The following is a 25432-nucleotide window of genomic DNA, read 5'->3' as shown; positions in this document are numbered from 1 at the left end:
TCATGGCTGAAGTGTATTCTTGGCTCACACCGGTATGGAGTGAGTGGAAAAAAAGTCTCGATGCGGAGCGTTTTCCTAACTCTGTGATTGTTAATGCACCGGAAGGGCTCGGCGTTGATGCGTTGATTAGCCAACTTACCGACGCATTGATGTGTACTAATTACGAAAGCGAGTCGTGCGGGTTTTGCCACAGCTGCGAATTAATGAAGTCGGGCAGTCATCCTGATTTTCATGTGATCTCACCAGAGAAAGAAGGTAAGTCGATCACGGTTGATCAAGTGCGTGCCAGTAACCGCTGGGCTCAAGAGTCTTCTCAGTTAGGTGGTTTGCGCGTTATCTTGCTTACCCCTGCTGAAGCAATGAACGAATCGGCTTCCAACGCACTATTGAAAACTCTGGAAGAGCCATCAAGCAAGTGCATCTTCATTCTGTCTACTCGTAACAGCAATCGCTTAATGCCGACGATTATTAGCCGTTGTCAGCAATTCAATGTGGTTAGTCCGCAGTTGGAGACAGCATCGGCGTGGTTAGATAGTGAAGTGGGCAAAGCGGTACCGCAGTATATTTTAGCACTCAATGACAACGCGCCTTTAAAAGCAAAAGCGATGTTTGAGCAAGGTGGCGTGGAAGCCTCAACAAAAGCGCTCGATGGCTTTGTGAATGTGATAAAAGGCACTCAGCCTGACATGCTAAAGTTCTCTACAGAGCTTAGCAAAGACCCTTTGATTCAACTTGGCTGGCTTTGGCATCTATTGTCAGATGTACAGAAGCTGCATTTTGGTTTGGCGAATCAGGCTTTCACTCCGAGTGCGAAAGCACTGTGTGAGGTGATGTCTTATCAAAGTGCTTATGCAGCATCGAATAAACTGCTGATATTGATTGAGCAGTTAAAGCAACACCCTGGGCTCAATACGGAGCTACTCATAATGAATTGGCTGATAGCCACTTGCGAGGAAACATGTTCGTAGATTCCCACTGTCATTTAGACAAACTGGATTACCAAGATTTACACACCAGCGTAGAAGATGTGGTTAACAAGGCGAAGGCTGCTAACGTAGACCAATTGCTTTCTGTCGGTGTGACACTCGATTCGTTTGAAAATATGATCGAGATGATCTCGCCGTTTGATAACGTTAAAGCCTCTTGTGGCGTTCACCCTCTCGATGTTGAAAGTGATTTCAGCCTAGAGACAATGCGTGAATACGCGAGCAACCCTAAGGTTGTGGCGATTGGAGAGACAGGTTTAGATTATCACTACCAACCAGAGACGGCGGAGCTGCAACAGCTACGATTTAAGCAGCATGTTGAGTTGGCTGTTGAGCTGAATAAACCTTTGATCATTCACACTCGTAACGCACGCGAAGACACATTAGCTATTTTACGTGATGGCGGAGCTGAGAAGTGTGGCGGTGTGATTCACTGCTTTACCGAAGATCAAGCGTTCGCTGAAGCGGCAATGGAACTAGGTTTCTATATCTCAATTTCAGGCATTGTGACCTTTAAGCAGGCTACAGAACTTAAAGAAGTTGTTAAAAACCTACCGCTAGACAGGTTGCTGATCGAGACGGATTCTCCATACTTGGCGCCCATTCCATATCGTGGAAAGCAGAATCAGCCTGCATATGTCGTCGAAGTGGCGGCCTACATTGCGCAATTAAAAGGTGTGTCGATGAAAGAGGTTGCCGAACAAACGACCAAAAATTACCAAAAACTTTTTTTGCGATAAAAATCTAAGTAAACAAATAAAAGGGAGCGAAAGCTCCCTTTTTGTGTTTTTGATCACCAAAAATACGTTTTTTTTTAATGTTTACGAATTATGTTGAACTTGAGAGCGCTAATTATAACATTTGTAATTTTGTTACTAAAAATAACATTCACTCCTATTTTATTTACCCAGTAAAATAATAGGGCTCTTGAAAAATACTCATATATTTCAATGTATTAAACGCTTGCAAAGCATTGCATTTCTAGATTTGACATGTGATCCAAGACGTGTTTTGAAACTAAATTTCGTAAGTGACTAGAAAGTTAGTTCCCCATCAATATATATTTAGCGGCAGAAAATATAATGCAATACATGGTTACATTTTCGCAGGGTGCTAACATATAGGCTACGGGGGTGTGCCGTTAGAACCCAATATAATTATTTTATCTTTATCAGGAGCATAAACATGTTTAAGAACCTTTTTGCTAGCCTGCAGAAAGTTGGTAAGTCTCTGATGCTTCCAGTATCAGTTTTACCAGTTGCGGGTATTTTGCTAGGTGTCGGTGCAGCAGATCTTCCTTTCATTCCAGAAATCGTTTCAAACTTAATGGAACAAGCTGGTGGTTCAGTATTCGGTCAAATGGCACTACTGTTCGCAGTAGGTGTTGCACTTGGCTTTACTAACAACGATGGTGTAGCGGGTCTAGCTGCTATCGTTGGTTACGGCATCATGACTGCTACACTTGGCGTAATGGCTGGTGTAATGGGCGTTGATAAAATCGATACTGGTGTACTAGGTGGTATCCTAGTCGGTGGTGTTGCTGCTTGGGCATTCAACCGTTTCTTCCGTATTCAACTACCAGAGTACCTTGGCTTCTTCGCTGGTAAGCGTGCTGTGCCAATCATCACAGGTTTCTCTGCGATTGGTCTAGCAATCCTACTATCTGTAGTATGGCCACCAGTTGGCGGCGCTATCTCTGCGTTCTCTGATTGGGCTGCTCACCAAAACCCACAAGTGGCGTTTGGTATCTACGGTATCGTTGAGCGTTCTCTAATTCCATTTGGTCTTCACCACGTTTGGAACGTACCTTTCTTCTTTGAAGCTGGTACTTGTGTAAACGCTGCTGGCGAAACTCAAAACGGTGTTCTTACTTGTTACCTAGTTGCTGATGACGCATCTCGTGCAGCGGGCAATGGCTTCGGTCAGCTAGCTGGTGGTTACATGTTCAAGATGTTCGGTCTACCTGCTGCTGCAATCGCGATTGCACACTCAGCTAAGCCTGAAAACCGCGCTAAAGTAATGGGCATCATGGCTTCTGCTGCGTTGACTTCATTCCTAACGGGTATCACTGAACCAATCGAATTCTCTTTCCTATTCGTTGCTCCAGTACTGTACGCAATCCACGCTCTACTAGCTGGTTCTGCATACGTTCTTGCGAACACTCTAGGTTTTGTACACGGTACATCTTTCTCACACGGTCTAATCGACTTCCTAGTTCTATCTGGCAACGCGTCTAAGATGGGCCTAATGGTTGTATGTGGTATTGCTTACGCTGCAATTTACTACATCGTATTCCGCACTGTGATTAAAGCTCTAGACCTTAAAACTCCAGGCCGTGAAGACGAGACTGAAGAAGAGTCAGTTGCGACTGGTTCTGAACTTGCTGGTGAGCTAGTTGCTGCATTCGGTGGCAAAGCGAACATCACTGGTCTTGACGCTTGTATTACTCGTCTACGTGTTGCAGTAGCTGATACAGCTCTTGTTGACCAAGACAAGCTGAAGAAACTAGGCGCTGCAGGTGTTGTTGTAGTTGCTGGTGGCGTACAAGCTATCTTCGGTACTAAGTCTGACAACCTTAAGACAGACATGGATGAGTGGATCCGTAACAACGGTTAATTCACTGATTCAATAAATTGAAAGGAGGCCGAAAGGCCTCCTTTTTTGTTTTCTGCTCTATGAAAGATCTTTCCGCGTCTAATCCTCTCTAACTCAGAGAGTTACCATTCAACTCGATCATTTGATGGTCGGTCCCAAATTTTTCGTGTCGTTTATCTTTTACTCAGCGATGACACCTTTTGCTGAGATTCCAGTAGACTTCCGTTTTTTAAATACAGTCTGAGAATATTATGAAACATCGTTACTTGATCGGCCTTATGTGCTGCAGCGGAGCCTCGTTTGCTCAAGCTTCTGAAGCTCCAGCTTTGGAAGTTGGACTCGCCATTGACCAAGACCTGAGTGTCGTTGTGGAGTTTGATCAGAAATACCGTGCTACGATTGGCAATGACGGCGCTGCATTTGATTACATTTTGAAGCGCGGCCAGTTCGAAACTGAAGCTCCGTTGAGCTGGTACGTCGGTGCTGGTGCCTGGGCTGAATGGAATGACGACTTTGGCTTACGCTTGCCGTTAGGCGTGAAAGTGAATTTCTATGAAGGTTGGAATGCTTACGCACAAGTTCACCCTGAACTCGATATGTATAAAGGTGTTGAGTTGCAAGTGGGCGGCGCTTTAGGTGTTACCTATAAGTTCTAACCTGTACTAAAACTGTTTTAATAATGAAAAAAACCAGCATTTAGCTGGTTTTTTCGTTTGGGTCGATCTTATATTTTTGCTTCATTGAGCCGTTTAGAAAGTAAAACTGAGTCCGATATTGGCTTGGAATTGGTTCATCCAGTCGGTATCAAAGCGAATAATGCACTCTTGTCCATTGCTTGGGATGTTACACACGCCAGTTGTGTCGTTATCCACGACGGTACCTAACCAACGTACTTGTGTGTTCAACGCTAATCGATCACTAAATTTGTACTCTAAGCCACCAAAGATTGAGGTGGAGAATCCATACTTGTCTTTCGCCCAGTCAACATCAACGTAAGAAGCCCCAAGACCTAACCCTAGATAACCCGACAACACGGGGGAGGCCGGGTAGTAGATGCTACTTTGAAAGTGTAGGTATTGGATGGAGGAGCTTAGGTTGAGTGTTTCTAATTCCGAGCTCTGATTGGAATAGAAGAAGCCGATGCGTCCTTTTTCAAGTGGCGTTTCAATTGCAAAGGTGTAGTTTTCAGAGCCTTTCATGTCATAGGTTTTACCGTCCTGGTTTTCGACACTGCCACCGCCGGTATAACCCACCATCGGAGTAATGATGATCTCCGGCGAAGCATGTGCGCTTGAAACGGAGAGAAACGCAATCAGTGCCATCATATTTGCTTTGTTATTCATGAGTATATCCTTATCCATACACTTACTAATTGTGATGGTTACATCAATATTGTGCGACTAATTTCGACGATTCTTGAAGATACTTCACACACCTGATAGTACTTAAATAGAGACTCGACAAATTAATAATAAGCCAGAGGTGTCTATGGACCATAATCTGAAAAATGCCCTACAAATAACAGCGTTTATCTACACAGTCATTCTTTCATTTGGCTTTATTGCGATTGGTAGTTAATACCTTCCAATTCGAGGCTGAGTTTTTATACTCAGGGAATAATGAATAGTGGGATTATAACCAATCTTGATACAGCAATAGACTTAGACTATTACGCTAAGTTTATTGCTGGAAAAACAGCACTGGTCGCTCAAGGTGGCGGACAGAGAAGTATTTTTACTTCTGGAGTGCTGGATGCCTTTCTTCTTTCTAATTTTGACCCCTTCGACGAATTTTTTGGCACCTCAGCAGGCGCTCTTAATTTATGTGCTTATCTGTGCCGCGATAAAGGCCTTGGTCGTTCTTTTGTTCTCGACCTCACAACCTCACCAGAGTTCTTCAATCTCTTTTCCTATATACGACATAGAAAGAATCTAGGATTAGAATGGGCGCTAGAACAAATTATGGCTTACCCATATAAGCTCGATCTGGATTTAGGGCGACAAACGCTAGGCGATCGCCACTTCTATGCGGCTGTAACGGATTCTAAAGACTTACGAGACCACTACTTCCCATTATTGGGCGAAGATTGGTACAAGGTGATGATTGCGACCTGCGCCATTCCTCGTTTGTACAATGATGAAATTTATATTGGTGACAGTGCTTATGTGGACGGTGGCGTATCAGCATGCATACCGGTCCAAGAAGCATGGCGCAGGCAAGCTCGTTCCATTGTTGTGATTCGTACTGAGCCCGTGCTAGAGGATGAAGATGTGGATTTAGCTGAAGCTCAGGTGACTAAGTCTTCAATTAAAGCACCTAAACCGATATCTGCCGAAGAATTGGAATGGTTCCGCGAATCTTTTGACAGTGTTCAAGGTCATTGGCAACAGAAAGTGGAACAGTGGAAAACCGACTGGGCCTCTTTCTTCCAACAACAAATTATGCGCTCAAAAGAGCAGAAGCGTGACCGTGGGCATTTGGACCTGCTGAACGGTGGTCGCTGGCTATTTGGAGCGGATGACATTTATCGTTTGAGTCATTTAATTGGGGATAAGTTTGATTCAGGCTTAGCTGATATGTTGATGGTGCATTACCAAACTTATTCATTAACTCAGGACTTTTTGAATTCGCCACCGGACGATGCGTTTGTGGTGCAAATAGCGCCAAGTCAGCCGCTAAAATCGAGTTCATTAATGAGTGACAAAGAAGATCTGTTGCACGATTACGAATTGGGCTTAGAAGCCGGTTACCGATTTGTAGAAACCTACACTTCAACGGAAAACGCTCGCAATTCACACATGCCACAGTTGGCCACCATTGCTGCTGACAAGTAGTACTCAATCTTGATGAGTTAGCATACCGCGAGTTAGCCGTGTCATTAACGAAGAATGTTCTGAAATGAAAAAGGGTTATTGAACGTGGTTCGATAACCCTTTTTTGCTTTTGAGACTAGGCAAATCGTTTCGCCTTACGGCCACACACTAAGTGACAGGCAAGATTCTCATACAGTTGGTTGAGCCTGCTACATCCATGATATCACCTTGAGTGACGATCACTAGGTCGCCAAACTTAAGGTGTCCTTTCTCTTTCAAGCAAGTGAGTGTAGATAGTGCAATGTCAAAGCTGTCTTCGGCTTCTGTCTCGAAGTAGATAGGTGTCACACCTCGGTATAAGGTACAGCGATTAAGCGTTCCTTCGTTACGAGACAGCGCGTAGATCGGCATGTCGGCACTGAGTCGTGACATCATCAGAGCAGTGCGTCCTGACTCGGTAAGCGTCACCACGCCCTTGATGCCTTCCATATGGTTCGCGGAATAGATGGTCGCCATCGATACGGTTTCTTCTGCCGTCACAAAGGTACGGTCAATACGGTAGTTCGATTGGTTAATACCCGCCATCTTTTCAGCACCGATACACACTTCGGCCATCGATTTCACTGTCTCGACTGGGTAAGCACCCGCAGCGGTTTCACCTGAAAGCATCACTGCATCGGTACCATCTAATACCGCGTTAGCAACGTCCATGACTTCGGCACGGGTTGGCATTGGTGCGGAGATCATCGATTCCATCATCTGAGTTGCAGTGATCACTGTTCGGTTAAGCGCTCTAGCACGGCGTATAAGCTGTTTTTGTACCCCAACCAACTCTGGGTCGCCTATTTCCACTCCGAGGTCACCACGGGCCACCATGACCACATCTGAGGCCATTATGATGTCATCCATGTTCTCTACGGTCGCAACTGTCTCTGCTCGTTCCACTTTAGCTACCAGGTGAGCTTCTAACCCTGCTTCTCGCGCTAATTGGCGAGCATAGTGCATGTCTTCACCATTACGAGGGAAAGACACCGCTAGGTAATCCACTTTGATTTGTGCGGCGGTGACGATGTCGCGCTTGTCTTTTTCTGTTAGTGCTTCTGCGGAAAGGCCACCACCTTTTTTGTTGATGCCTTTGTTATTTGAGAGCGGACCGCCAATGATGACTTCGGTATGAACGCGACAGCCTTCCACTTTGGTGACTTTGAGTTGAACACGACCATCGTCAAGCAACAGGATATCGCCGGCGGATACGTCGTTAGGCAGTTCTTTGTAATCAAGGCCAACGGCTTCTTGATTGCCTTCGCCTAAACCTAGGCTGCTATCGAGAGTGAACAGGTCGCCTACGGCAAGTTGGATTTTGCCATCTTTGAATGTCGACACACGAATCTTGGGACCTTGTAAGTCTCCGAGAATGGCGATTTGAGTGCCGAGTCTTTTGGCTATCGCTCGGACATTTTCTGCACGTTGTATATGGTCGTCGCTGGTGCCGTGAGAGAAGTTCATACGAACGATATTGGCACCGGCTTTGATGATCTCTTCAAGCACGTTACCTTTATCAGTAGAAGGGCCTAGCGTTGTGACGATTTTCGTTTTTCTTAATTCGGCTGTCATGAATACTCCTAGAGTGAGGCCAAGTAATCTTTTAAAAGACTGAATTAAGTATATGCATTAATTGATAATTTATTGGGAGCTAGGAGGATATTTCTTGATTTACCTTTAATTATTGAATTTAGGGCTCAAACGTGATGTTTTATTCTGAAAATTAAGTCGCAAATTATCGATGTGGGTGTTAATTTCCCTCGAACTATTTGACTCGATACACAAAGATTCATGTATATACGTGATACTGGTCACGGCGATATACCAAGTGACTTCACAATTACTTCGCAAAGTAAAAAAATTACCTCGTTGATGATTTCTGGAGCGTAAAATGTACATGGCTCAACCGGGCCATATTGATCATATCAAACAGGTCAATGCTGGTCGTGTATATAAACTAATTGACCTTAAAGGTCCTATTTCTCGTATCGATCTGTCCAAGCAAAGTGAGTTGGCTCCGGCGAGTATTACTAAAATTACCCGTGAACTCATTGAAGCTCACCTTATTCACGAAACGACGGTTCAAGAAGCCACGACTCGTGGGCGTCCTGCTGTCGGTCTGCAAACTAATAACGAAGGTTGGCAGTTTCTGTCGATGCGTCTTGGTCGCGGATACTTGACGATCGCGCTCCATGAATTGGGCGGCGATGTGCTTATCGATACCAAGATTGATATCCATGAACGCGATCAAGATGATGTGCTTGCGCGTCTTCTTCATGAAATCGATGAGTTCTTCCAAACCTATGCCGAGCAACTCGACAGGGTGACGAGTATAGCTATCACACTGCCAGGTCTGGTGAATTCAGAGCAAGGTATTGTGTTGCAGATGCCGCACTACAACGTTGAAAACTTAGCGTTGGGGCCGGAGATCTACAAAGAAACCGGTCTGCCAGTTTTTATTGCCAATGATACCCGAGCGTGGGCATTAGCAGAGAAACTGTTTGGTAACTCACAAGACAACGACAACTCTGTTCTTATCTCGATTCACCACGGTTTAGGTGCCGGGATCATTCTTGATGGTCGCGTTCTGCAAGGGCGTCACGGTAACATCGGTGAGTTGGGGCATATCCAGATCGATAAAGAAGGCAAGCTTTGCCACTGTGGAAATCGAGGCTGTTTAGAAACGGTGGCGAGTTCTCAGGCAATCCGTGAGCAAGTTAAAGAGCGATTGGCAAATGGTGAAGAATCAACGCTAACGGTGTTTGAAGACGTCACTATTGAACAGATCTGTGCTGCCGCTGCTAATGGGGATCCGCTGGCTGTCGAAGTGATTGAACAGTTAGGCCGTTACCTAGGCTCTGCGATTGCGATTGTGATTAACCTGTTCAACCCTGAGAAAATCTTGGTGGGTGGTGTTATCAATCAGGCCAAAAGCGTGTTGTACCCTGCGATTCAAAAGTGCATCGAAGAGCAGAGTCTATCGGTTTACCATAAAGACTTAGAGCTGGTAGAATCTCGTTTTTATAAGCAGGCAACCATGCCAGGTGCTGCGCTCATCAAGCAGGCCTTATACGATGGCCAACTGTTAATGAAAGTTATTGAAGGTTAACCCCTTTTCTCGTCTTGTAGCCTTACCCTGAACCTTTCCATGTACTTAAGCTTTGTATAACATCATTTGTTGTACTTAGTTTAAGCATTCTGTGCATTGGCGCTTTGCTTTAACCTATTGAAGTAGGCTATTGTAGCCACAGTTATTATTTGTCACTAAGGTGTTGTATGTCTGGCGTTTTAAATTCGGTTGATCAGAGAACCAAACTGGTCGGTGAAAACCGTCTGGAACTCTTGTTATTCAGCTTAAATAGTCGTCAACTATTTGCGATTAACGTATTTAAAGTGAAAGAAGTCCTCAAAGTGCCAGTTCTTACTCGCTTACCGGGCTCTCATCATCATATTACGGGTGTTGCGTCTTTACGTGGTGAATCGGTGCCTGTTATCGATTTACGCAGTGCCATTGGCTTTCCGCTATCTCGTGCGGAATCTCAAGAGAGCAACCTGATTATTACGGAATACAACCGAACCGTACAAGGTTTCTTGGTTGGGCAAGTTCGTAATATCGTGAACACGACATGGACAGAAATCCAGCCGCCGCCAAAGACAACAGGCCGTGCAAACTACCTAACCGCTATTACGCATATTCAAGAAGAAGAGCAGCACAAGATCGTCGAGATCATCGATGTTGAGAAAGTGCTAGCTGAGATCATTGATTACGATGTCTCGATCTCTGAAGGCGTCTTGGATGAACAATTAGCTCAGGAGATGATAGGACGTAATGTGCTTATCGTTGATGACTCTTCAACAGCGCGTAACCAGATCAAAGGCACCTTGTCACAGCTTGGTTTGAACATTATTGAGTGTTGTGATGGCTTAGAAGCACTGACCTTACTTAAGGGCTGGTGTGATGAAGGCAAAGACATCAATCAAGAAATATTGTTGATGATCACCGATGCTGAAATGCCTGAAATGGACGGCTATAAGCTGACACACGAAGTACGTACTGACCCAAGAATGCATGACCTATTTATTACGCTAAACACTTCATTAAGTGGAAGTTTTAATGAAGCTATGGTTGAGAAAGTAGGGTGTAACCGCTTTATTTCTAAGTTCCAGCCAGACCTCTTGGTTGAAGTGACTCAAGAGCGAATGCGTCAGATTTTATAATTAATGTTGCTGTACGGTTTGTTTTGAGTGACCTTATAGAAAACGCTTGCTAATATTCACGCAGCATATTTTTCTTAACGAAATATGCTCAACTACTAGCGTAACTTTTCACACACAATCTAAGGTAGTTCCTCTTAATGATATGGTTAACGTCTAAAGTCGTCATGACTTTGAGCTTATTACTGTATAGGGAATTTAAGAAAAGACGTACGGAAGCTGAAGTTGAGTCATAACTCAACAACTGGAATTGAAGGGAAGCGGATGCTTCCCTTTTTCGTTGCTCTTTCTCTCGTTTCTTTAGCCATTTAGCCAATCAGCGATTGAGAACAGTTGGTACTTTGCTAATGAAAATCCCGAGATTTGGTTTTCAAGCCAACAATTTCATCGGTAATATCGATAAGTTTTCCTGCGATAACATGAACGACTTCTCCTTCTTTTTCTAATATCCCTTGTACCTTTAACGCCTTGGCTGTGAGATAAGCTTGCTGTTGAGCGCGCGCGGTTGCTCCCCATACCACGACATTAATATTACCAGTACTATCCTCTAGTGTGACAAAGGTGACACCTGCCGCGGTTCCGGGAGATTGTTTGCCTGTGACTAATCCGACAACGGTGACCATAGATTTGTGTCTTTGTTGTATTAAATCTTTCATGTGTGTGAATCGGCCTAATCGTCCCGCTTCTTCGAGCAAAGTGATTGGGTGTTTGTTCAATGAAATTCCGACACTGGTGAAGTCTTCGAGTAGATCTTGCATCTCATTGGGCTTGTGCAGTGCATGTTCGTCATGTCCTGCCTCTGCATCGTCATAGGCTTGGCTAAACAGAGGTAGATCAGACGCCGAGTCCATGATCGCCCAGCGAGTCTGGAAGCGGTCTCCAGAAACGTTATGTAGCGCATTGGCCGATGCCAGTAGCTCGATATCTTTCTTATTCATCGATAACTGTTTCACTTGACTAGGGTAGCGATAACCGGATTGTGGACGATTGGCGAGCACGCTTTGAATTCCATGCTCGCTGAATCCTTTGATTTGTCGCAGCCCTAAGCGAATCGCTAAACCATTCTGATGAGAGACAACCGTGTGGTAGTTTTGAGAAGCGTTCACGCATACCGGAAGTATCACCACATTATGTCGTTGTGCGTCTTGTACCAACTGTGAGGGGCTATAAAAGCCCATGGGTTGGCTATTCAACAGAGAAGCGTAGAAACATTCAGGGTAGTAGCACTTCAACCAAGCTGAGCAATACGCTAACACCGCAAACGAAGCCGAGTGGCTTTCAGGAAAACCGTACTCGCCAAAGCCGCATATCTGTTTAAAGATCTGCTCAGCAAACTCTGTCTCATAGCCGCGCTTTTGCATTCCCTCGATAAGTTTGTTTTTAAACTTAAAGACGTTGCCATTTTTCTTCCAAGCGGCCATCGCGCGTCTGAGTTGATCCGCTTCTCCGCCTGTGAAGCCTGCGGCCACCATCGCGAGTTTAATCACTTGCTCTTGGAATATCGGTACACCCAAGGTGCGCGACAGTACTGATTCCACGTCTTTAGATGGATAACTGATTGGCTCAATGCCATCTCGACGCTTGAGAAACGGATGCACCATATCGCCCTGAATAGGGCCTGGACGAACGATAGCGATTTGAATCACCAAGTCGTAATAAGTCTTCGGTTTAAGCCTTGGCAGCATGCTCATTTGTGCGCGTGACTCAATTTGGAATATCCCGACTGTGTCTGCTCGTTGAATCATGCCGTAAACCTGAGGATCATCCTTAAGGCGAGTGATCTCAGCAATGGTCAGTGATCGCCCGTGAATACGTTTGATCAGGTCGAAACATTTACGAATCGCAGAGAGCATACCAAGCGCGAGCACATCAACTTTCAGCAAGCCTAAGGTTTCTAGATCATCCTTATCCCATTGAATAATGGTTCGATCGTGCATTGCTGCATTTTCGACGGGAACCAGCTCATACAAAGGGCCTGAAGATATGACAAAGCCACCAACGTGTTGAGATAAGTGACGTGGAAAGCCGATGATCTCATTAACCAAATGGATAAACTGTTGCCCCTTCAAAGAATCAGGCTGTAGCCCCAATTGAGTGAGCTGAGCCTGCCAACCTAGGCTTTTGTCCCTGCGATTGGTGTTCTTGATGAAGTAGTCGAGCTGAGTTTCTTGTAGCCCTAATGCTTTCCCCACATCTCTTACCGCACTTTTAAAGCGATAAGAAATGACCGTTGCAGCAAGCGCGGCCCTTTCTCTACCGTATTTTTGGTAGATGTATTGGATAACTTCTTCACGGCGTTCGTGTTCAAAATCGACATCAATATCAGGTGGCTCATCGCGCTCTTTACTGATGAAACGCTCAAACAGCACCGAGATCTGCCTTGGGTCGACTGAGGTGATTTCTAAGCAATAACAGACCACGGAATTGGCCGCTGAACCTCGACCTTGGTAAAGAATGCCTTGGCTTTTAGCAAACATCACGATGTCGTGAATGGTGAGAAAAAAGAAAGGGTAGTCTAGCTCGTCAATCAGCCCCAATTCTTTATTTATGATCTGTTGGATGTCGTCAGGTACACCTTGTGGGAAGCGAGCTCGTTTTCCCTTTTCGACCAACATGCGCAGATAACTCATGGGCGTTTCACCTTGAGGGATCAGCTCACTGGGATATTCGTATCGCAAGCTATCTAAATCAAATTCACACAACTCGGAGATTCGGTTGCTCTCTTCTAGCCACTCAGTTTTGAATATATGAGAGAGCTTATTAATGCTTCGTAAACAGCGCTCGGCATTAGCGAGTAAGTGACTGCCCACTTCGGTAATGGGTTTTTGGTACTTTATCGCAGTGAGTGAGTGCTGCAAGGGTAAGCGATTCGCGTTGTGCATCAGCACGCCACCACAAGCTGTTATTGGCAGTTGATGATGTTGTGACAGCTCAACGCAGTAATCTGTGTATTGCTGGTCGGTTTGCTTTAGGTGTCGTTGTAAGCCGATCCAAAGCCGACCTGAATGATGCTGGGATAGCCATTGCCCCCAGTGTGCGTCTTCATTTTTCTGTTGAGGAAGCCAAAGAATAAAGCAGTGCTTAGCCGACATGATATCCCATTCAGAGAGCTGATAATGTCCCTTGCTGCTACGACGTCTCGCGTTGGTAATTATACGGCACAGCTCGGCGTAGGCTCGTCTGTTTGGGCATATCAAGATCACTTGGCACTCTTCATTTAACCAAAACATGCTCCCGACAATTTGCTTGAGTGACAGTTTATGTTGCTTGATTGCAGAGTGAACCTTAACGATGCCCGCGACTGAGCACTCATCAGTAACAGCGAGTGCTTTGTAACGTAAGAAGTCGGCCTGTAAAACAAGCTCTTCCGCATGCGAAGCTCCCTCTAGAAAGGAATAATTACTTTGACAGAAAAGCTCTGAGTATTGCTGAGACATAACGTAATCTCACTTAACCATTGCGAGTGAACATGATTGAAAAGGGATGTTGAAATTGAGTAAATGGTGCGGGTTGGCGATTCAACTCTTTGTTGGTTAGCTAAATAAGCCGTGCAAAAACCACTGTTTATCTGGCGTTCTAAATATCCAGAGCCACCGACCGTTTTCACTGTGAGCAATAAAGTAGTCACGAATGACCTTCTCTCCATCCCACCAGCCAGAAACAATGCGCTCAGGGCCTTGAGATAAGGTGACGCTTTCGGTTAAGGCTTTGGGCTCTGGCAGTAAAATACTGGGCCTGAGTCGTTGTTGATTGACGCTGAGAGCTATGGTTTGTTGCTCGCTATCTGGGGGCGTTTGCCTCTTTGCCACAGATTTACTCAGTGTTGGGAGCGAGTACTGATTGGCCTTTTCTGGCCTTGGGTCATGCTGTATTTTCGGTGTTTGAATACAGGCTTGCCCAAGCTTTGCTTGCAGTAATGAGAGTAAATCTAACGCGGCAAGTGTTCCAGTATTACCATCAAAAAGGTCATGGTAGGCCATTTGGGGTTCTCCATGACGAACCAAGCTGAGGGTCAGCCCTTGAACCGGTGCTGTTAGTTTTAGTGACTCTAAGGTGAGATGAGTCAGGTTCGCCCATTTTTCAGCAAGGTAATCACCTTGTACCGAATAAAAAGAGACAGGGTGATCGTCTTTATCTCTGAGGTGCAAAGTCAACGTTAACTCGAAAGCCACTCGGTCGCGTAGCTTCAAAAAACACTCGAGTTGATTCAGTAATATCAGCAACGGCTTTTCGATAAATAGGATGTTTTCAATATCAAACAATAGCTCCAAATATTGCTGGAAATTCTCTGGTGGATGATAGAAATCAATCGGGTGCTTGAACTGGCCGTTAAGGCGACCGACATAATTCACCAAGTCGATATCAAAGCGGCGTGCGACCTCTTGCAAAGGCAGCTTTAATAGGTCTTCAATGGTATTGATACCGACACGGTTCAGGCGTTCTATTTGCTTGGTCGGTAGCTCACTGGAAATTAATGCTTGTTGATTGACCCAAGTTTTCATCTGCTCAATATTGTTTGTTGCTTGGTTGATCGCTTGCTTACCCAAAAGGATCGCAGAAAGCGGCGAATAACCCGTAGCGAAGCTGAACTGGATATTGAGCGTTTCTAAGTGGCTTTTGAGCTCATGCCAGTAGTTATCTAGCCCGTCGTAAAGTGACAGCATGTTAGAGGCTTTAATCAGCAAGCCATTAGGTGGCAATAACGCCATGTCCGAAGTGACTAGATACGCCCATTGAGCAATCTCTTTCAGTTTGTTTTTCTCAAGCTCAATGCTGTATGGGTGAACGTGTAAGTGATGGCACAGCGCCGCCGCTGACCCTAGCCCCATACCCAGCGTGATTCCAGATTCCAGCGCGGCTTGATTAGCTTGCAGTACACGGTGATCTTTTTCATCCACGATGATAATAGGTTGTTTGAGGGAGTCTTCGCTCGAACCCAATTCATTAGAGTTAAACAAGGTATCCAATTGCAGAGATGGAAAGTGTAGATAAAGCCACAACATACGTTAGCCTTGCTTCGCAATAGGAAAAGCCAACACAGTGTTACCAGGCAAAGTACGGTCTGAATTGTCTTTATAAACGACTTTCTCTGTGAGTAACGGCCAGTTGTGTGTCATGTCTAGAATAAAGCTACCATACGACCAACTGCCTTTTCTTTTTGTTACCTCTACCTTCAGCCCTTGGGCGTGAGAAGACAGTTTCATGCTTAAGGAAACGGGCAGGGATAGTTGATTATGGCTGGTGGCTTTAAAGTGAAACTGCAGGCACTTACCGGTTTCGCTTGCTGCTTGTAAGCGCTTTGTTTGGTGTATTTCTAGATCGGCTCCCCATAGCAATACAGAGTGACAAGCACCGCTTTTGAGGCACTGTTCAGCCGCCCACAGTGCATCGAGATCGCGCTGGGGCTGGATAACGAGAATGTTCTCTAATTCAATGCCTTGGTTACTAAAAAACTCGGCACAGATCTTCCCTGGCGGGTTAATGAATATGGCCAGTTTTTGCGAGTTTTGTTGAGATAAATAGGGCGTAAGTAGGCGAAGCTCGCCGATCCCTTGTTGTGATTCAACCTCAATAACGCCGTGCGTCGGGAAGCCGCCATCAAGCTGTTTATCCAGTTGAGGATAGCCTGTTGAAGTGGTACTTCCTTGCGTTGTTGATTGTAACCCTTTCCAGATTAGCTGGCGGTCTTGTAAGTTTTTTATTAGTTCATGCATAATTAAACACCTGTATATTTATACAGTATATTTAACAATGAAAAAGATGCAAAGCAAAATGATGAAAATTAGGTGAACTAAATATTAGATGGTTGATTTAGATACAAAAAAAGCCGCTATGGAAGCGACTTTTTATTATTGGTTAATGATATCAGTTACTTAGGTTGAGCATCGATACATTGGCCATTAATATCTGTCACGCTTGGGTTCATTAAATGTAGGTACAGTGAGATGATGTCGAGTGGCGTTTTTAGCTTATTCGCATCTTCTCCTGGGTACGCTTTTGCACGCATGCGTGTTTGAGTGCCGCCCGGGTTGATTGCGTTAACACGGATGTTCGTGTCTTCAAGCTCGTCTGCTAGGATTTGCATCATACCTTCGGTAGCAAACTTAGAAATCGCGTAAGTGCCCCAGAATGCACGGCCTGAGTGACCAACCGTTGAAGAGGTAAATACGATGCGACCTGCTTCTGCTTTTTTAAGTGCAGGCAGTAATGCTTGAGTCATCAAGAACTCAGATTTCACATTGATCTGCATAACATCATCAAAGGTTTCTTCATCAATCTGCTCAAACGGACTCAGAGTGCCGAGAACACCAGCATTATGAAGTAGACCGTCTAAACGGCCGAACTGTGATTCAATGGTTTCAGCCATATCAACGTAGTTCTGCTTTGTCGCACCTTTTAAATCCAATGGGATAATCGCAGGTTGTGGGTAACCAGCGCTTTCGATTTCATCGTAAATGAATTCAAGGTTTTTAACATTGCGGCCTAACAGAATGACAGTTGCACCATGTTGAGCGAAGCTTAGTGCTGCTTGGCGACCAATGCCAGCACCGGCACCTGTAACCAAAATTACTTTATCTTTGAGGGCATCTGTAGAGATTGGGTAATCCACTGTGCTTATCCTTCTTTCTTTTATTATGTTCGTCATTCCATTGATGTTTAATCACACAGATAACCGCAGGAATGATGAGAAATTCTTGGTAATCGTGACAAGATGGTTACAATACACTAATTCATACAATAGGGGATATGACATTGGAATTTTTGTTGGACTACGGCTTGTTTTTGGCCAAGATTGCGACCGTTGTAATCGCCATCATCGCAATTTTAGTGATTGCTAAATCTGTGGGTGGGAAATCAAGCGCGATTAAAGGTGAGCTGGAAATCACGAACCTATCTGAACATCATAAACAGACGATTGAACAACTAGAGCACCATCTACATGATGATGCTTTCATCAAAGCCCGTGATAAAGCAGAAAAGAAAGCGGAAAAAGAGAAAGTAAAATCACGCGGTAAAGAAGTGAAGAAAGCAGCGAAAGAGGGTGAGCTTGATAGTAAGCGTGAACCACATCTATTCGTTCTTGATTTTAACGGCAGCATTGATGCGAAAGAAGTGGCTTCATTACGTGAAGAGGTAACGGCGGTTCTGGCTGTGGCTCGTGAAGGTGATGAAGTATTGCTAAAACTTGAGTCTGGCGGTGGCATGGTTCACGGCTATGGTTTGGCGTCTTCTCAACTTGATCGTATCAAAGCGGCAGGTTTGCCTCTGACTATCTCGGTAGACAAAGTCGCCGCAAGTGGCGGTTACATGATGGCATGTATCGCAGACAAAATTGTATCTGCACCGTTTGCTATTGTTGGTTCTATTGGTGTTATCGCTCAACTGCCAAACTTCAACAAACTGCTTAAAAAGCATGATATTGAGTTCGAACAGTTAACGGCGGGTGAGTACAAACGCACGCTTACTATGTTTGGTGAGAATAGCGATAAAGCACGCGAGAAGTTTAAAGAAGAGCTCGAAGAGACACATGGCCTATTCAAAGACTTCATTCGTGACCATCGTCCTGCGTTAGATCTTGAAAAAGTAGCAACGGGTGAACACTGGTTTGGTACACAAGCACATGAACTTGGGCTGGTGGATGAGATCAGTACTTCTGATGACTTAGTCGTAGCGGCATGTAAGGACAAAACGGTTCTAGCGATTCACTACGTACAGAAGAAAAAGCTTTCAGACAAACTAGCGGGCGTGGCAGGTAAATCTGCAGACAGCGTGCTGATGAAGCTGATTGAACGCGGTCAAAAGCCGATTGTTTAAGCGTATTCAGTTTTAGATCTAGTTCTAGTTCTAAGTTTAGTGCCTTACGTTCATTTGCAGACGTTTGAGCCTTAAAAAGAAAGCGCATAAGTCATCAGACTTATGCGCTTTTTTATTGCTCCACTTCCGAGCGGGTGACCACTATGTTGTAGGGGGAGCGGAGTTTTATACCAAGCACTGACTTACTGTGATTGATATTAAATCTTGGCTCCATAATCATTACGTTTTGGACAAGTAGTCAGAATCTCTCTATGACCCGTATCTTTGAGCTCTTCCAAAATCACATCAAAGCCCCACAAGCGATAGAGATGCTTCATCACTTCGTCGTAGCCTTTATCAAGCGGGATGCGGTCGTGAGGCACATATTGCAGTGTCATTGAGCGGTCACCACGAATATCGACATTAAACACCTGAATGTTTGGTTCAAGGTTACTTAGGTTGTATTGTGCCGCAAGCTTCTCACGAATCAGGCGATAGCCCGGATCATCGTGAATAGCACTCACCTCGATGGTGTTTTTACGGTCGTCGTCGAGTACAGAGAACAGCTTAAAGTCTCGAATGATTTTTGGAGAAAGGTATTGGCTGATGAAACTTTCATCTTTGAAGTTGTGCATCGCAAAGTGCACCGCTTCTAACCAATCACTTCCGGCTAACTCAGGGAACCACTCTCTATCTTCATCGGTTGGCTCTTCACAGATGCGTCGGATGTCTCTAAACATCGCAAAGCCAAGTGCATAAGGGTTTATTCCGCTGAAGTAAGGACTGTTGTAGGCAGGTTGTGCGACGACACTGGTGTGGCTGTGCAGGAATTCTAAGATGAACTTATCACTCACCAAGCCTTCGTCGTAAAGATGATTAAGAATGGTGTAATGCCAGAAGGTTGCCCAGCCTTCGTTCATCACTTGGGTTTGTTTCTGAGGGTAGAAGTATTGGCTCACCTTGCGAACAATACGAACACACTCACGCTGCCAAGGTTCAAGCAGTGGTGCGTTCTTCTCGATAAAGTAGAGAATGTTTTCTTGAGGCTCACTAGGGAAGCGGATCTTGGTCTCTTCTTCCTTACTTTTATTCTGAGGAACGGTTCGCCACAGCTCATTCACTTGAGATTGCAGATAAGCTTCGCGTTCTTCTTGTCTTGCTGTCTCTTCAGCAATGGAAATCTTCTCAGGGCGTTTGTATCGGTCTACGCCGTAATTCATCAGTGCATGGCAAGAATCAAGGAGCTGCTCGACCTCAGCGACGCCATATTTCTCTTCACAACCACTAATGTACTTCTTAGCGAACAACAGGTAATCGATGATGGAACTGGCATCGGTCCATGTTTGGAACAGGTAGTTGCCTTTAAAGAATGAGTTGTGGCCGTAACAAGCGTGAGCCATTACCAGCGCCTGCATTGTGACCGTGTTCTCTTCCATCAGGTAAGCGATACAAGGATCGGAGTTAATTACGATTTCGTATGCCAAGCCCATTTGGCCATGCTTGTAGTTTTGCTCGGTTTGAATGAATTTCTTACCAAATGACCAGTGGTTGTAATTGATAGGCATACCAATGCTCGAGTAGGCATCCATCATCTGTTCTGAAGTAATCACTTCAATCTGGTTTGGGTAAGTGTCTAAACGGTAATGCTGCGCCACACGCTTAATTTCTACGTGGTATTTCTCCAAGAGGTTGAATGTCCAATCTGGACCATCAGGCAGCATCTTGTCGTTTTTCTTCTTTGCAGCTTTGTCTTTCTCTGCAACGTTTGATTTCGCTGTCATGGCAAACTCCCTTACGCTGTCTCTTTCTGGAACAGTTCTCTAAACACAGGAAAAATATCATCCACCGTTTTAATGTTTTTCATGGCGAAGTTGTCAAAGCTACTCTCGAGTTTTTCGTATTCGTGCCAAAGCGTTTGATGAGAGCGGCGTGTTATTTCGATGTAAGAGTAATATTGGCAAGTTGGCAGAAGCGTATTGACCAGTAACTCTTTACAACGAGGAGAGTCATCCGCCCAGTTATCGCCATCAGAGGCTTGTGCTGCATAGATGTTCCACTCATTAGCAGGGTAGCGGTCTGCGACAATTTCCTTCATCAGTTTCAGTGCGCTCGAAACAATGGTGCCACCCGTTTCTTGTGAGTAGAAAAACTCATGTTCGTCGACCTCTTTAGCCTGAGTATGGTGACGAATAAACACAACATCGACGTTTTCGTAGGTGCGGTTTAAGAACAGATACAGAAGGACATAAAAGCGCTTCGCAATATCTTTTGTGGCCTGATCCATAGAGCCGGACACATCCATTAGACAGAACATCACGGCTTGGCTAGATGGAATAGGGCGCTTCTCATAGTTTTTAAAACGTAAGTCGAAGGTGTCAATGAACGGCACGCTTTCAATCTTTTTGCGTAACTCGGCAATCTCTTCTTTGAGGCGACCCTCTTCAAAAGGTTGTGCTGGCTCCGTCATTTTAACTTGGTCAAGCTGTTCCATCAGTAGGTTAAGCTCGCGCTTTTTACCTGCTGTCATCGCGGTTCTACGAGCCAAAGATTGCTGTAGTGAACGAACGATAGCGATGTTGGATGGAATCCCCGCGCTTTGGTAACCAGAGCGGTGAGTTTTCCATTCGGTGATTTTGTTGACCTGATTTTTCTCTAGATTAGGTAGAGCTAAATCTTCAAAGAGAATATCAAGATATTCATCTTTTGAAATTTGGAAGGTAAATTCATCTTGCCCTTCGCCATCAGGGCTTGCGTCGCCTTGGCCTGAACCACCACCTTGACCACCACCTTTAGGGCGTTCGATTTTATCGCCAGTGATGAACTGATCATTACCTGGGTGAACGCGCTCTCTAACGCCGCCTTGACCTTGGTGAAAGTTTGGCTCTTTGATGTCTTTATGGGGAATAGTGACGTCTTCACCCGTTTCAGTATTGGTGATTGAGCGTCGGTTGACTGCATCGGCCACAGATTCTTTGATTTGCTCTTTATGGCGTCGTAAGAAACGCTGTCTATTCACAGCACTCTTATTTTTGCCATTGAGCCTCCGATCGATAAATTGTGCCATAAGAACTCCCTCTCAGCTGATGTCGCGATCCTACTTTTTATTCGGGTATAAGAGTTATTGATTTACTAAGGTATAAAAGTTATTGGTTTGTACGAGCTGCTCAGTTGAGCAGCTCAATACCGTTTAGTTATGAGGATTTACGAACTCTTAGGTACCACTCAGATAGCAGTCTCACTTGTTTCTCGGTGTAGCCTTTTTCCATCATACGAGCAACGAAGTCGTCATGTTTTTTCTGATCATCCGTTGAGGTCTTAGCATTGAACGAAATAACAGGAAGTAGCTCTTCTGTGTTAGAGAACATTTTCTTCTCAATCACAGTGCGCAGTTTCTCGTAGCTCGTCCACACTGGGTTTTGACCGTTATTGTTGGCTTTGGCACGAAGCACAAAGTTCACAATCTCATTTCGGAAGTCTTTAGGGTTACTGATACCGGCGGTTTTCTCGATTTTCTCTAGTTCACCATTCAGAGAAGCACGGTCAAATAGCTGGCCTGTTTCTGGATCGCGGTACTCTTGGTCTTGAATCCAGAAGTCTGCGTAGGTGACATAGCGGTCGAAAATATTCTGACCGTACTCAGAGTAAGACTCTAGGTAAGCGGTTTGAATCTCTTTACCGATGAACTCTACGTAGCGTGGCACTAGGTATCCTTTCAAGAACTCTAGATACTTCTCAGCAGTTTCTTGAGGGAACTGCTCACGTTCGATTTGCTGCTCAATAACGTAGAACAAGTGCACTGGGTTCGCGGCCACTTCGGCTTGGTCGAAGTTAAATACACGAGACAGGATCTTAAAGGCGAAACGCGTTGATAGCCCAGACATGCCTTCGTCAACGCCGGCATAATCTCGGTACTCTTGGTAGCTCTTCGCTTTTGGATCGGTGTCTTTTAGAGTCTCACCATCGTAAACACGCATTTTTGAGAATAAAGAAGAGTTTTCAGGCTCTTTCAGTCTCGATAGGATGCTGAATTGCGATAGCAGGTCGAGTGTGCTCGGTGAGCAAGGGGCTTTGGACAGCTCACTGTGTTCAAGCAGTTTCTGGTAGATCTTAACTTCTTCAGAGACGCGCAGACAGTAAGGGACTTTTACAATATACACACGGTCTAGGAAGGCTTCGTTGTTTTTGTTGTTACGGAAGGTCTGCCACTCGGATTCGTTCGAGTGAGCGAGAATCATACCGTCAAATGGCAGTGCAGAAAGCCCTTCGGTACCGTTGAAGTTACCTTCTTGTGTTGCCGTTAGTAGAGGGTGCAATACCTTGATTGGTGCTTTGAACATCTCCACGAATTCCATCACACCTTGGTTGGCTTTACACAGCGCACCAGAGTAGCTGTAGGCATCAGGATCATCTTGAGAGAAGTGCTCAAGTTTACGAATATCAACTTTACCAACCAGAGACGAGATATCTTGGTTGTTTTCATCACCTGGCTCTGTTTTCGCGATCGCTACTTGATCGAGAATAGAAGGGCGCAGTTTGATGACTTTGAATTTGGAAATATCACCGCCAAAATCGTGCAGACGTTTCGCTGCCCACGGAGACATAATTGAGCGAAGATAGCGTTTCTCGATGCCGTATTCGTTCTTCAATAAGTCACCGTCTTCGTTAACATCGAATAGACAGAATGGGTGATCGTTTACTGGGCTTCGTTCACCGTCAGCAGACAATACATAGATTGGTAGTTTCTGCATCAGGGCTTTGAGTTTTTCAGCGAGAGAAGATTTACCACCGCCCACAGGGCCAAGTAGGTAAAGAATTTGTTTACGTTCTTCTAAACCTTGCGCAGCATGTTTTAAGTAAGAAACAATCTGTTCAATCGCATCTTCCATACCGTAGAAATCTTTAAATTCGCTGTAGCGTGAGATGACACGGTTCGAGAAAATACGACTCAGTTGAGGGTCTTGAGCAGTGTCAATAACCTCTGGTTCGCCAATGGCTAGTAATAAGCGCTCGGCAGCATTAGCGTAAGCACTTTTATCGTCTTTACACAGCCCTAAGAACTCTTGCAATGTCAGCTCTTCTTCCTTGGCTGCTTCATAACGTGATTGATAGTGGTCAAAAATACTCATAGTCACATTCCCCTTGTTAACCAGTCAAAACTGACGAGCGATTGAAAAATAGGCTCTCCCTACATTTTAAGGTTAGACCCGCTTCCACAATTTTGCTTAACAATTATGTATTTATTTACAATTTTGCGTGTGAAAAACGTGGCGAGCGCAATAGGCAACTTGAGGCGCGTAGAATCAAATTATTTTACATTCGAGGGGATCTGGCCGTTTGTTTTGAGATTTTAGGTCGCTTAATAATACTCACAATGGATTTATGTGCATTAGATGTATAACTGGGCTCTATTGATTTTTTGGAATGAAGTACCATATAATGCGCGGCGTTATCAAAAATTACTCAATAAATAGGTAGATGTAGTGAAGAATAATGGGTTAAAAATAGTGGCTATCAGTGCTGCGTTACTGGCTTCAACAACAGCACATGCAAGAATCTCGCAGTGGTCATTGGGTGTTGCCGCCTCTTATTCTCCTGCTGTCTATAAAGATACACCATCAAACCGTGCCGTGATCCCTATGATTGGTTATGAAGGTGAGCACTTCTTTATGCGTGGTTTCAGCGCTGGTTATCGCTTATTACCAGCAGGCTCACCGCAAAACATCGTATTTCGAGCGGTTTATGATTCAAGAACATTAAAGCCGGGTGATTCCGATAACGTCGATATTCAAAAGTTGGATGAACGTGATGCCTCGATATTGGGCGGTATCAGCTATCAAGTGATCACTCTGGTTGGTATGTTTGAAGCGACTGCGGGTTCGGATTTAGGCTTTAAGCACAACGGTATTTATGCGGAAGCGGCATGGCGTCTACCTATTCGTCGTAATGGCTGGGCGATTACCCCATCTATTGGTTACGCCTACAACAGCGAGCGTTTGAACAATCATTTATATGGTGTGAGTTCAGCTGAAGCGGCAAGAACTAACTTAGATGAATTCGACGCAGACTGGGATGGTCAGTACTTTATTGGTTTAGGTGGCTATCTGCATGTTACGCCAAATGTTCGAGTAACTGGTGGCGTTCGTTATACCAACCTTGAAGGCGATATTGAGAATAGCCCAATACTTGAAAGTGGCATCAACATGGCCGCGAACGTCGGTGTTGCTTACGTTTTCTAGTTGCTTTGGTTTTTCTCTTTGTGTGCGAACATTAAAAAGGGTTACTCATGATGAGTAACCCTTTTTATTTATGCGAAGTACAGGCCGATGACTACAAGAATCGGAGCAAACAAAAGCATTGTATGGCTAGATTTAGCACTCATCAGCTCAATTGATGTAAAACCTTTCTGCTTCATATCTTAGAAAGTGAAACCAGCTTGTAGACCTAGAGTGGCATCACTGCCTAGGTTCATGCTGCCTGAGCTGAAGTCATACCAATCGAAACCGACACGCGCCATAAATTTCGAGTTACCAAACATTGGTTGCGCTGACTTAAATTCAGCACCGATGCCGTAAATTGCGCCCCACTTGCTATCTGAATACTTGTGAGTGTCTGATTCGTCTGCATTAACCCATGTTGATTTAGAATTAAAGTTTGAGTAAGCAAGACCAACCTTACCGTAGATAGCAAAAGAGTCATCGAAGCTATATTTATACATTGGCGCTAGAGACATTTTGAAGTGTTGGTAATCGCCCTTGTACTTAGTTAGGTCGCCGTTTACGTCTGAAATAACATCGTTGCTGTCTGAGTCGATGTAATTCATCGTTGATTCTAGATAAAAGTTTGTATCAAGAATTTGTGAACCAACAGTGAATTGTGCGCCTGTATCGTCTTCGTTAATGCCAACGCCGCCAAGTACGTACATTTCGTTAGCTGCGAAAGCTGAAGTAGACATGATAGCTAGTGATGCAAGGATGAATTTTCTCATTT

General features: G+C 44.7%; 20 protein-coding genes. 10 read left to right on the top strand and 10 right to left on the bottom strand.

The window, feature by feature from the left end; all coding sequences use genetic code 11:
• Nucleotides 1-2 precede the first annotated feature (2 nt).
• The 4 genes from MSG35_RS17315 (at nucleotide 3) to MSG35_RS17300 (ending at nucleotide 4237) form a co-directional block, all read left to right on the top strand.
• Nucleotides 3-968 (top strand): DNA polymerase III subunit delta', encoded by a 966-nt coding sequence (locus tag MSG35_RS17315; protein ID WP_248384625.1) that lies wholly within the window; start codon nucleotides 3-5, stop codon nucleotides 966-968.
• Complete coding sequence (locus MSG35_RS17310; protein ID WP_248384624.1) at nucleotides 959-1726, top strand: YchF/TatD family DNA exonuclease; 768 nt, start codon at nucleotides 959-961, stop codon at nucleotides 1724-1726. The genes MSG35_RS17315 and MSG35_RS17310 overlap by 10 nt, the downstream gene beginning before the upstream one ends.
• Before the next feature lie 445 nt (nucleotides 1727-2171).
• Nucleotides 2172-3602: a PTS glucose transporter subunit IIBC gene (gene ptsG, locus MSG35_RS17305; protein ID WP_017062145.1), complete on the top strand. Its 1431-nt coding sequence runs from the start codon at nucleotides 2172-2174 to the stop codon at nucleotides 3600-3602.
• Nucleotides 3603-3832: 230 nt separating this feature from the next.
• The gene (locus tag MSG35_RS17300) at nucleotides 3833-4237 is read left to right on the top strand and encodes a hypothetical protein (RefSeq protein WP_017062144.1); all 405 of its coding nucleotides are present in this window, start codon (nucleotides 3833-3835) and stop codon (nucleotides 4235-4237) included.
• 93 nt (nucleotides 4238-4330) lie between these two features.
• On the opposite strand, the gene MSG35_RS17295 is transcribed toward MSG35_RS17300, so the two are convergent.
• The gene (locus MSG35_RS17295; RefSeq protein ID WP_248384623.1) at nucleotides 4331-4924 is read right to left on the bottom strand and encodes a porin family protein; all 594 of its coding nucleotides are present in this window, start codon (nucleotides 4922-4924) and stop codon (nucleotides 4331-4333) included.
• Between the two features lie 145 nt (nucleotides 4925-5069).
• On the opposite strand from MSG35_RS17295, the gene MSG35_RS17290 reads away from it, so the two are divergent.
• Nucleotides 5070-5159, top strand: a complete 90-nt coding sequence (locus MSG35_RS17290) for a YnhF family membrane protein (protein ID WP_102432550.1) — start codon at nucleotides 5070-5072, stop codon at nucleotides 5157-5159.
• A 41-nt stretch (nucleotides 5160-5200) separates the two neighbouring features.
• On the top strand, nucleotides 5201-6415 hold the full coding sequence (locus MSG35_RS17285) for a DUF6363 domain-containing protein (RefSeq protein WP_248384622.1): 1215 nt from the start codon (nucleotides 5201-5203) through the stop codon (nucleotides 6413-6415).
• 147 nt (nucleotides 6416-6562) lie between these two features.
• On the opposite strand, the gene pyk is transcribed toward MSG35_RS17285, so the two are convergent.
• Nucleotides 6563-8008 carry a pyruvate kinase gene (gene pyk, locus MSG35_RS17280; RefSeq protein WP_248384621.1) on the bottom strand — a complete coding sequence of 482 codons (1446 nt, stop codon included), beginning with the start codon at nucleotides 8006-8008 and terminating at the stop codon, nucleotides 6563-6565.
• 319 nt (nucleotides 8009-8327) lie between these two features.
• Between pyk and MSG35_RS17275 the strand changes: the two genes are divergently transcribed.
• Both MSG35_RS17275 and MSG35_RS17270 read left to right on the top strand, forming a co-directional pair.
• A complete protein-coding gene (locus tag MSG35_RS17275) occupies nucleotides 8328-9545 on the top strand; it encodes an ROK family protein (protein ID WP_019820875.1) in 1218 nt (405 codons plus the stop codon).
• Between the two features lie 167 nt (nucleotides 9546-9712).
• Nucleotides 9713-10654: a chemotaxis protein CheV gene (locus MSG35_RS17270; protein ID WP_248384620.1), complete on the top strand. Its 942-nt coding sequence runs from the start codon at nucleotides 9713-9715 to the stop codon at nucleotides 10652-10654.
• Nucleotides 10655-10995: 341 nt separating this feature from the next.
• Here MSG35_RS17270 and MSG35_RS17265 read toward each other — a convergent pair whose 3' ends face one another.
• The 4 genes from MSG35_RS17265 to MSG35_RS17250 all read right to left on the bottom strand — a co-directional run bounded on the left by MSG35_RS17265 (nucleotide 10996) and on the right by MSG35_RS17250 (nucleotide 17261).
• Nucleotides 10996-14088, bottom strand: coding sequence for an error-prone DNA polymerase (locus tag MSG35_RS17265; RefSeq protein WP_248384619.1), 3093 nt, complete (start codon nucleotides 14086-14088; stop codon nucleotides 10996-10998).
• 96 nt (nucleotides 14089-14184) lie between these two features.
• Nucleotides 14185-15654 (bottom strand): DNA polymerase Y family protein, encoded by a 1470-nt coding sequence (locus MSG35_RS17260; protein ID WP_248384618.1) that lies wholly within the window; start codon nucleotides 15652-15654, stop codon nucleotides 14185-14187.
• A 3-nt stretch (nucleotides 15655-15657) separates the two neighbouring features.
• Nucleotides 15658-16365: a translesion DNA synthesis-associated protein ImuA gene (gene imuA, locus MSG35_RS17255; RefSeq protein ID WP_248384617.1), complete on the bottom strand. Its 708-nt coding sequence runs from the start codon at nucleotides 16363-16365 to the stop codon at nucleotides 15658-15660.
• Nucleotides 16366-16520: 155 nt separating this feature from the next.
• The gene (locus tag MSG35_RS17250) at nucleotides 16521-17261 is read right to left on the bottom strand and encodes a YciK family oxidoreductase (protein ID WP_248384616.1); all 741 of its coding nucleotides are present in this window, start codon (nucleotides 17259-17261) and stop codon (nucleotides 16521-16523) included.
• A gap of 137 nt (nucleotides 17262-17398) precedes the next feature.
• Between MSG35_RS17250 and sohB the strand changes: the two genes are divergently transcribed.
• Entirely contained in the window at nucleotides 17399-18466 is a 1068-nt protein-coding gene (gene sohB, locus MSG35_RS17245) for a protease SohB (RefSeq protein WP_012603584.1), read from the top strand.
• A gap of 197 nt (nucleotides 18467-18663) precedes the next feature.
• Here the strand turns inward: sohB and MSG35_RS17240 are convergent, their stop codons facing one another.
• From MSG35_RS17240 to MSG35_RS17230, 3 genes are all read right to left on the bottom strand, one after another.
• Nucleotides 18664-20226 (bottom strand): SpoVR family protein, encoded by a 1563-nt coding sequence (locus MSG35_RS17240; RefSeq protein ID WP_019820884.1) that lies wholly within the window; start codon nucleotides 20224-20226, stop codon nucleotides 18664-18666.
• 11 nt (nucleotides 20227-20237) lie between these two features.
• Complete coding sequence (locus MSG35_RS17235; protein ID WP_017062133.1) at nucleotides 20238-21509, bottom strand: YeaH/YhbH family protein; 1272 nt, start codon at nucleotides 21507-21509, stop codon at nucleotides 20238-20240.
• Nucleotides 21510-21636: 127 nt separating this feature from the next.
• Complete coding sequence (locus tag MSG35_RS17230; RefSeq protein WP_048607448.1) at nucleotides 21637-23571, bottom strand: PrkA family serine protein kinase; 1935 nt, start codon at nucleotides 23569-23571, stop codon at nucleotides 21637-21639.
• Between the two features lie 354 nt (nucleotides 23572-23925).
• Between MSG35_RS17230 and MSG35_RS17225 the strand changes: the two genes are divergently transcribed.
• Nucleotides 23926-24681 carry a MipA/OmpV family protein gene (locus MSG35_RS17225; RefSeq protein ID WP_248369721.1) on the top strand — a complete coding sequence of 252 codons (756 nt, stop codon included), beginning with the start codon at nucleotides 23926-23928 and terminating at the stop codon, nucleotides 24679-24681.
• A 179-nt stretch (nucleotides 24682-24860) separates the two neighbouring features.
• Here MSG35_RS17225 and MSG35_RS17220 read toward each other — a convergent pair whose 3' ends face one another.
• The gene (locus MSG35_RS17220) at nucleotides 24861-25430 is read right to left on the bottom strand and encodes an outer membrane beta-barrel protein (protein WP_248384615.1); all 570 of its coding nucleotides are present in this window, start codon (nucleotides 25428-25430) and stop codon (nucleotides 24861-24863) included.
• Nucleotides 25431-25432: the final 2 nt, after the last annotated feature.

The organism is Vibrio sp. 1CM23M, assembly GCF_023161755.1.
GTDB lineage: Bacteria > Pseudomonadota > Gammaproteobacteria > Enterobacterales > Vibrionaceae > Vibrio > Vibrio coralliirubri.
The sequence above is the reverse complement of the archived record's forward strand: the minus strand, read 5'-3'. Positions and strand labels throughout refer to the sequence as shown.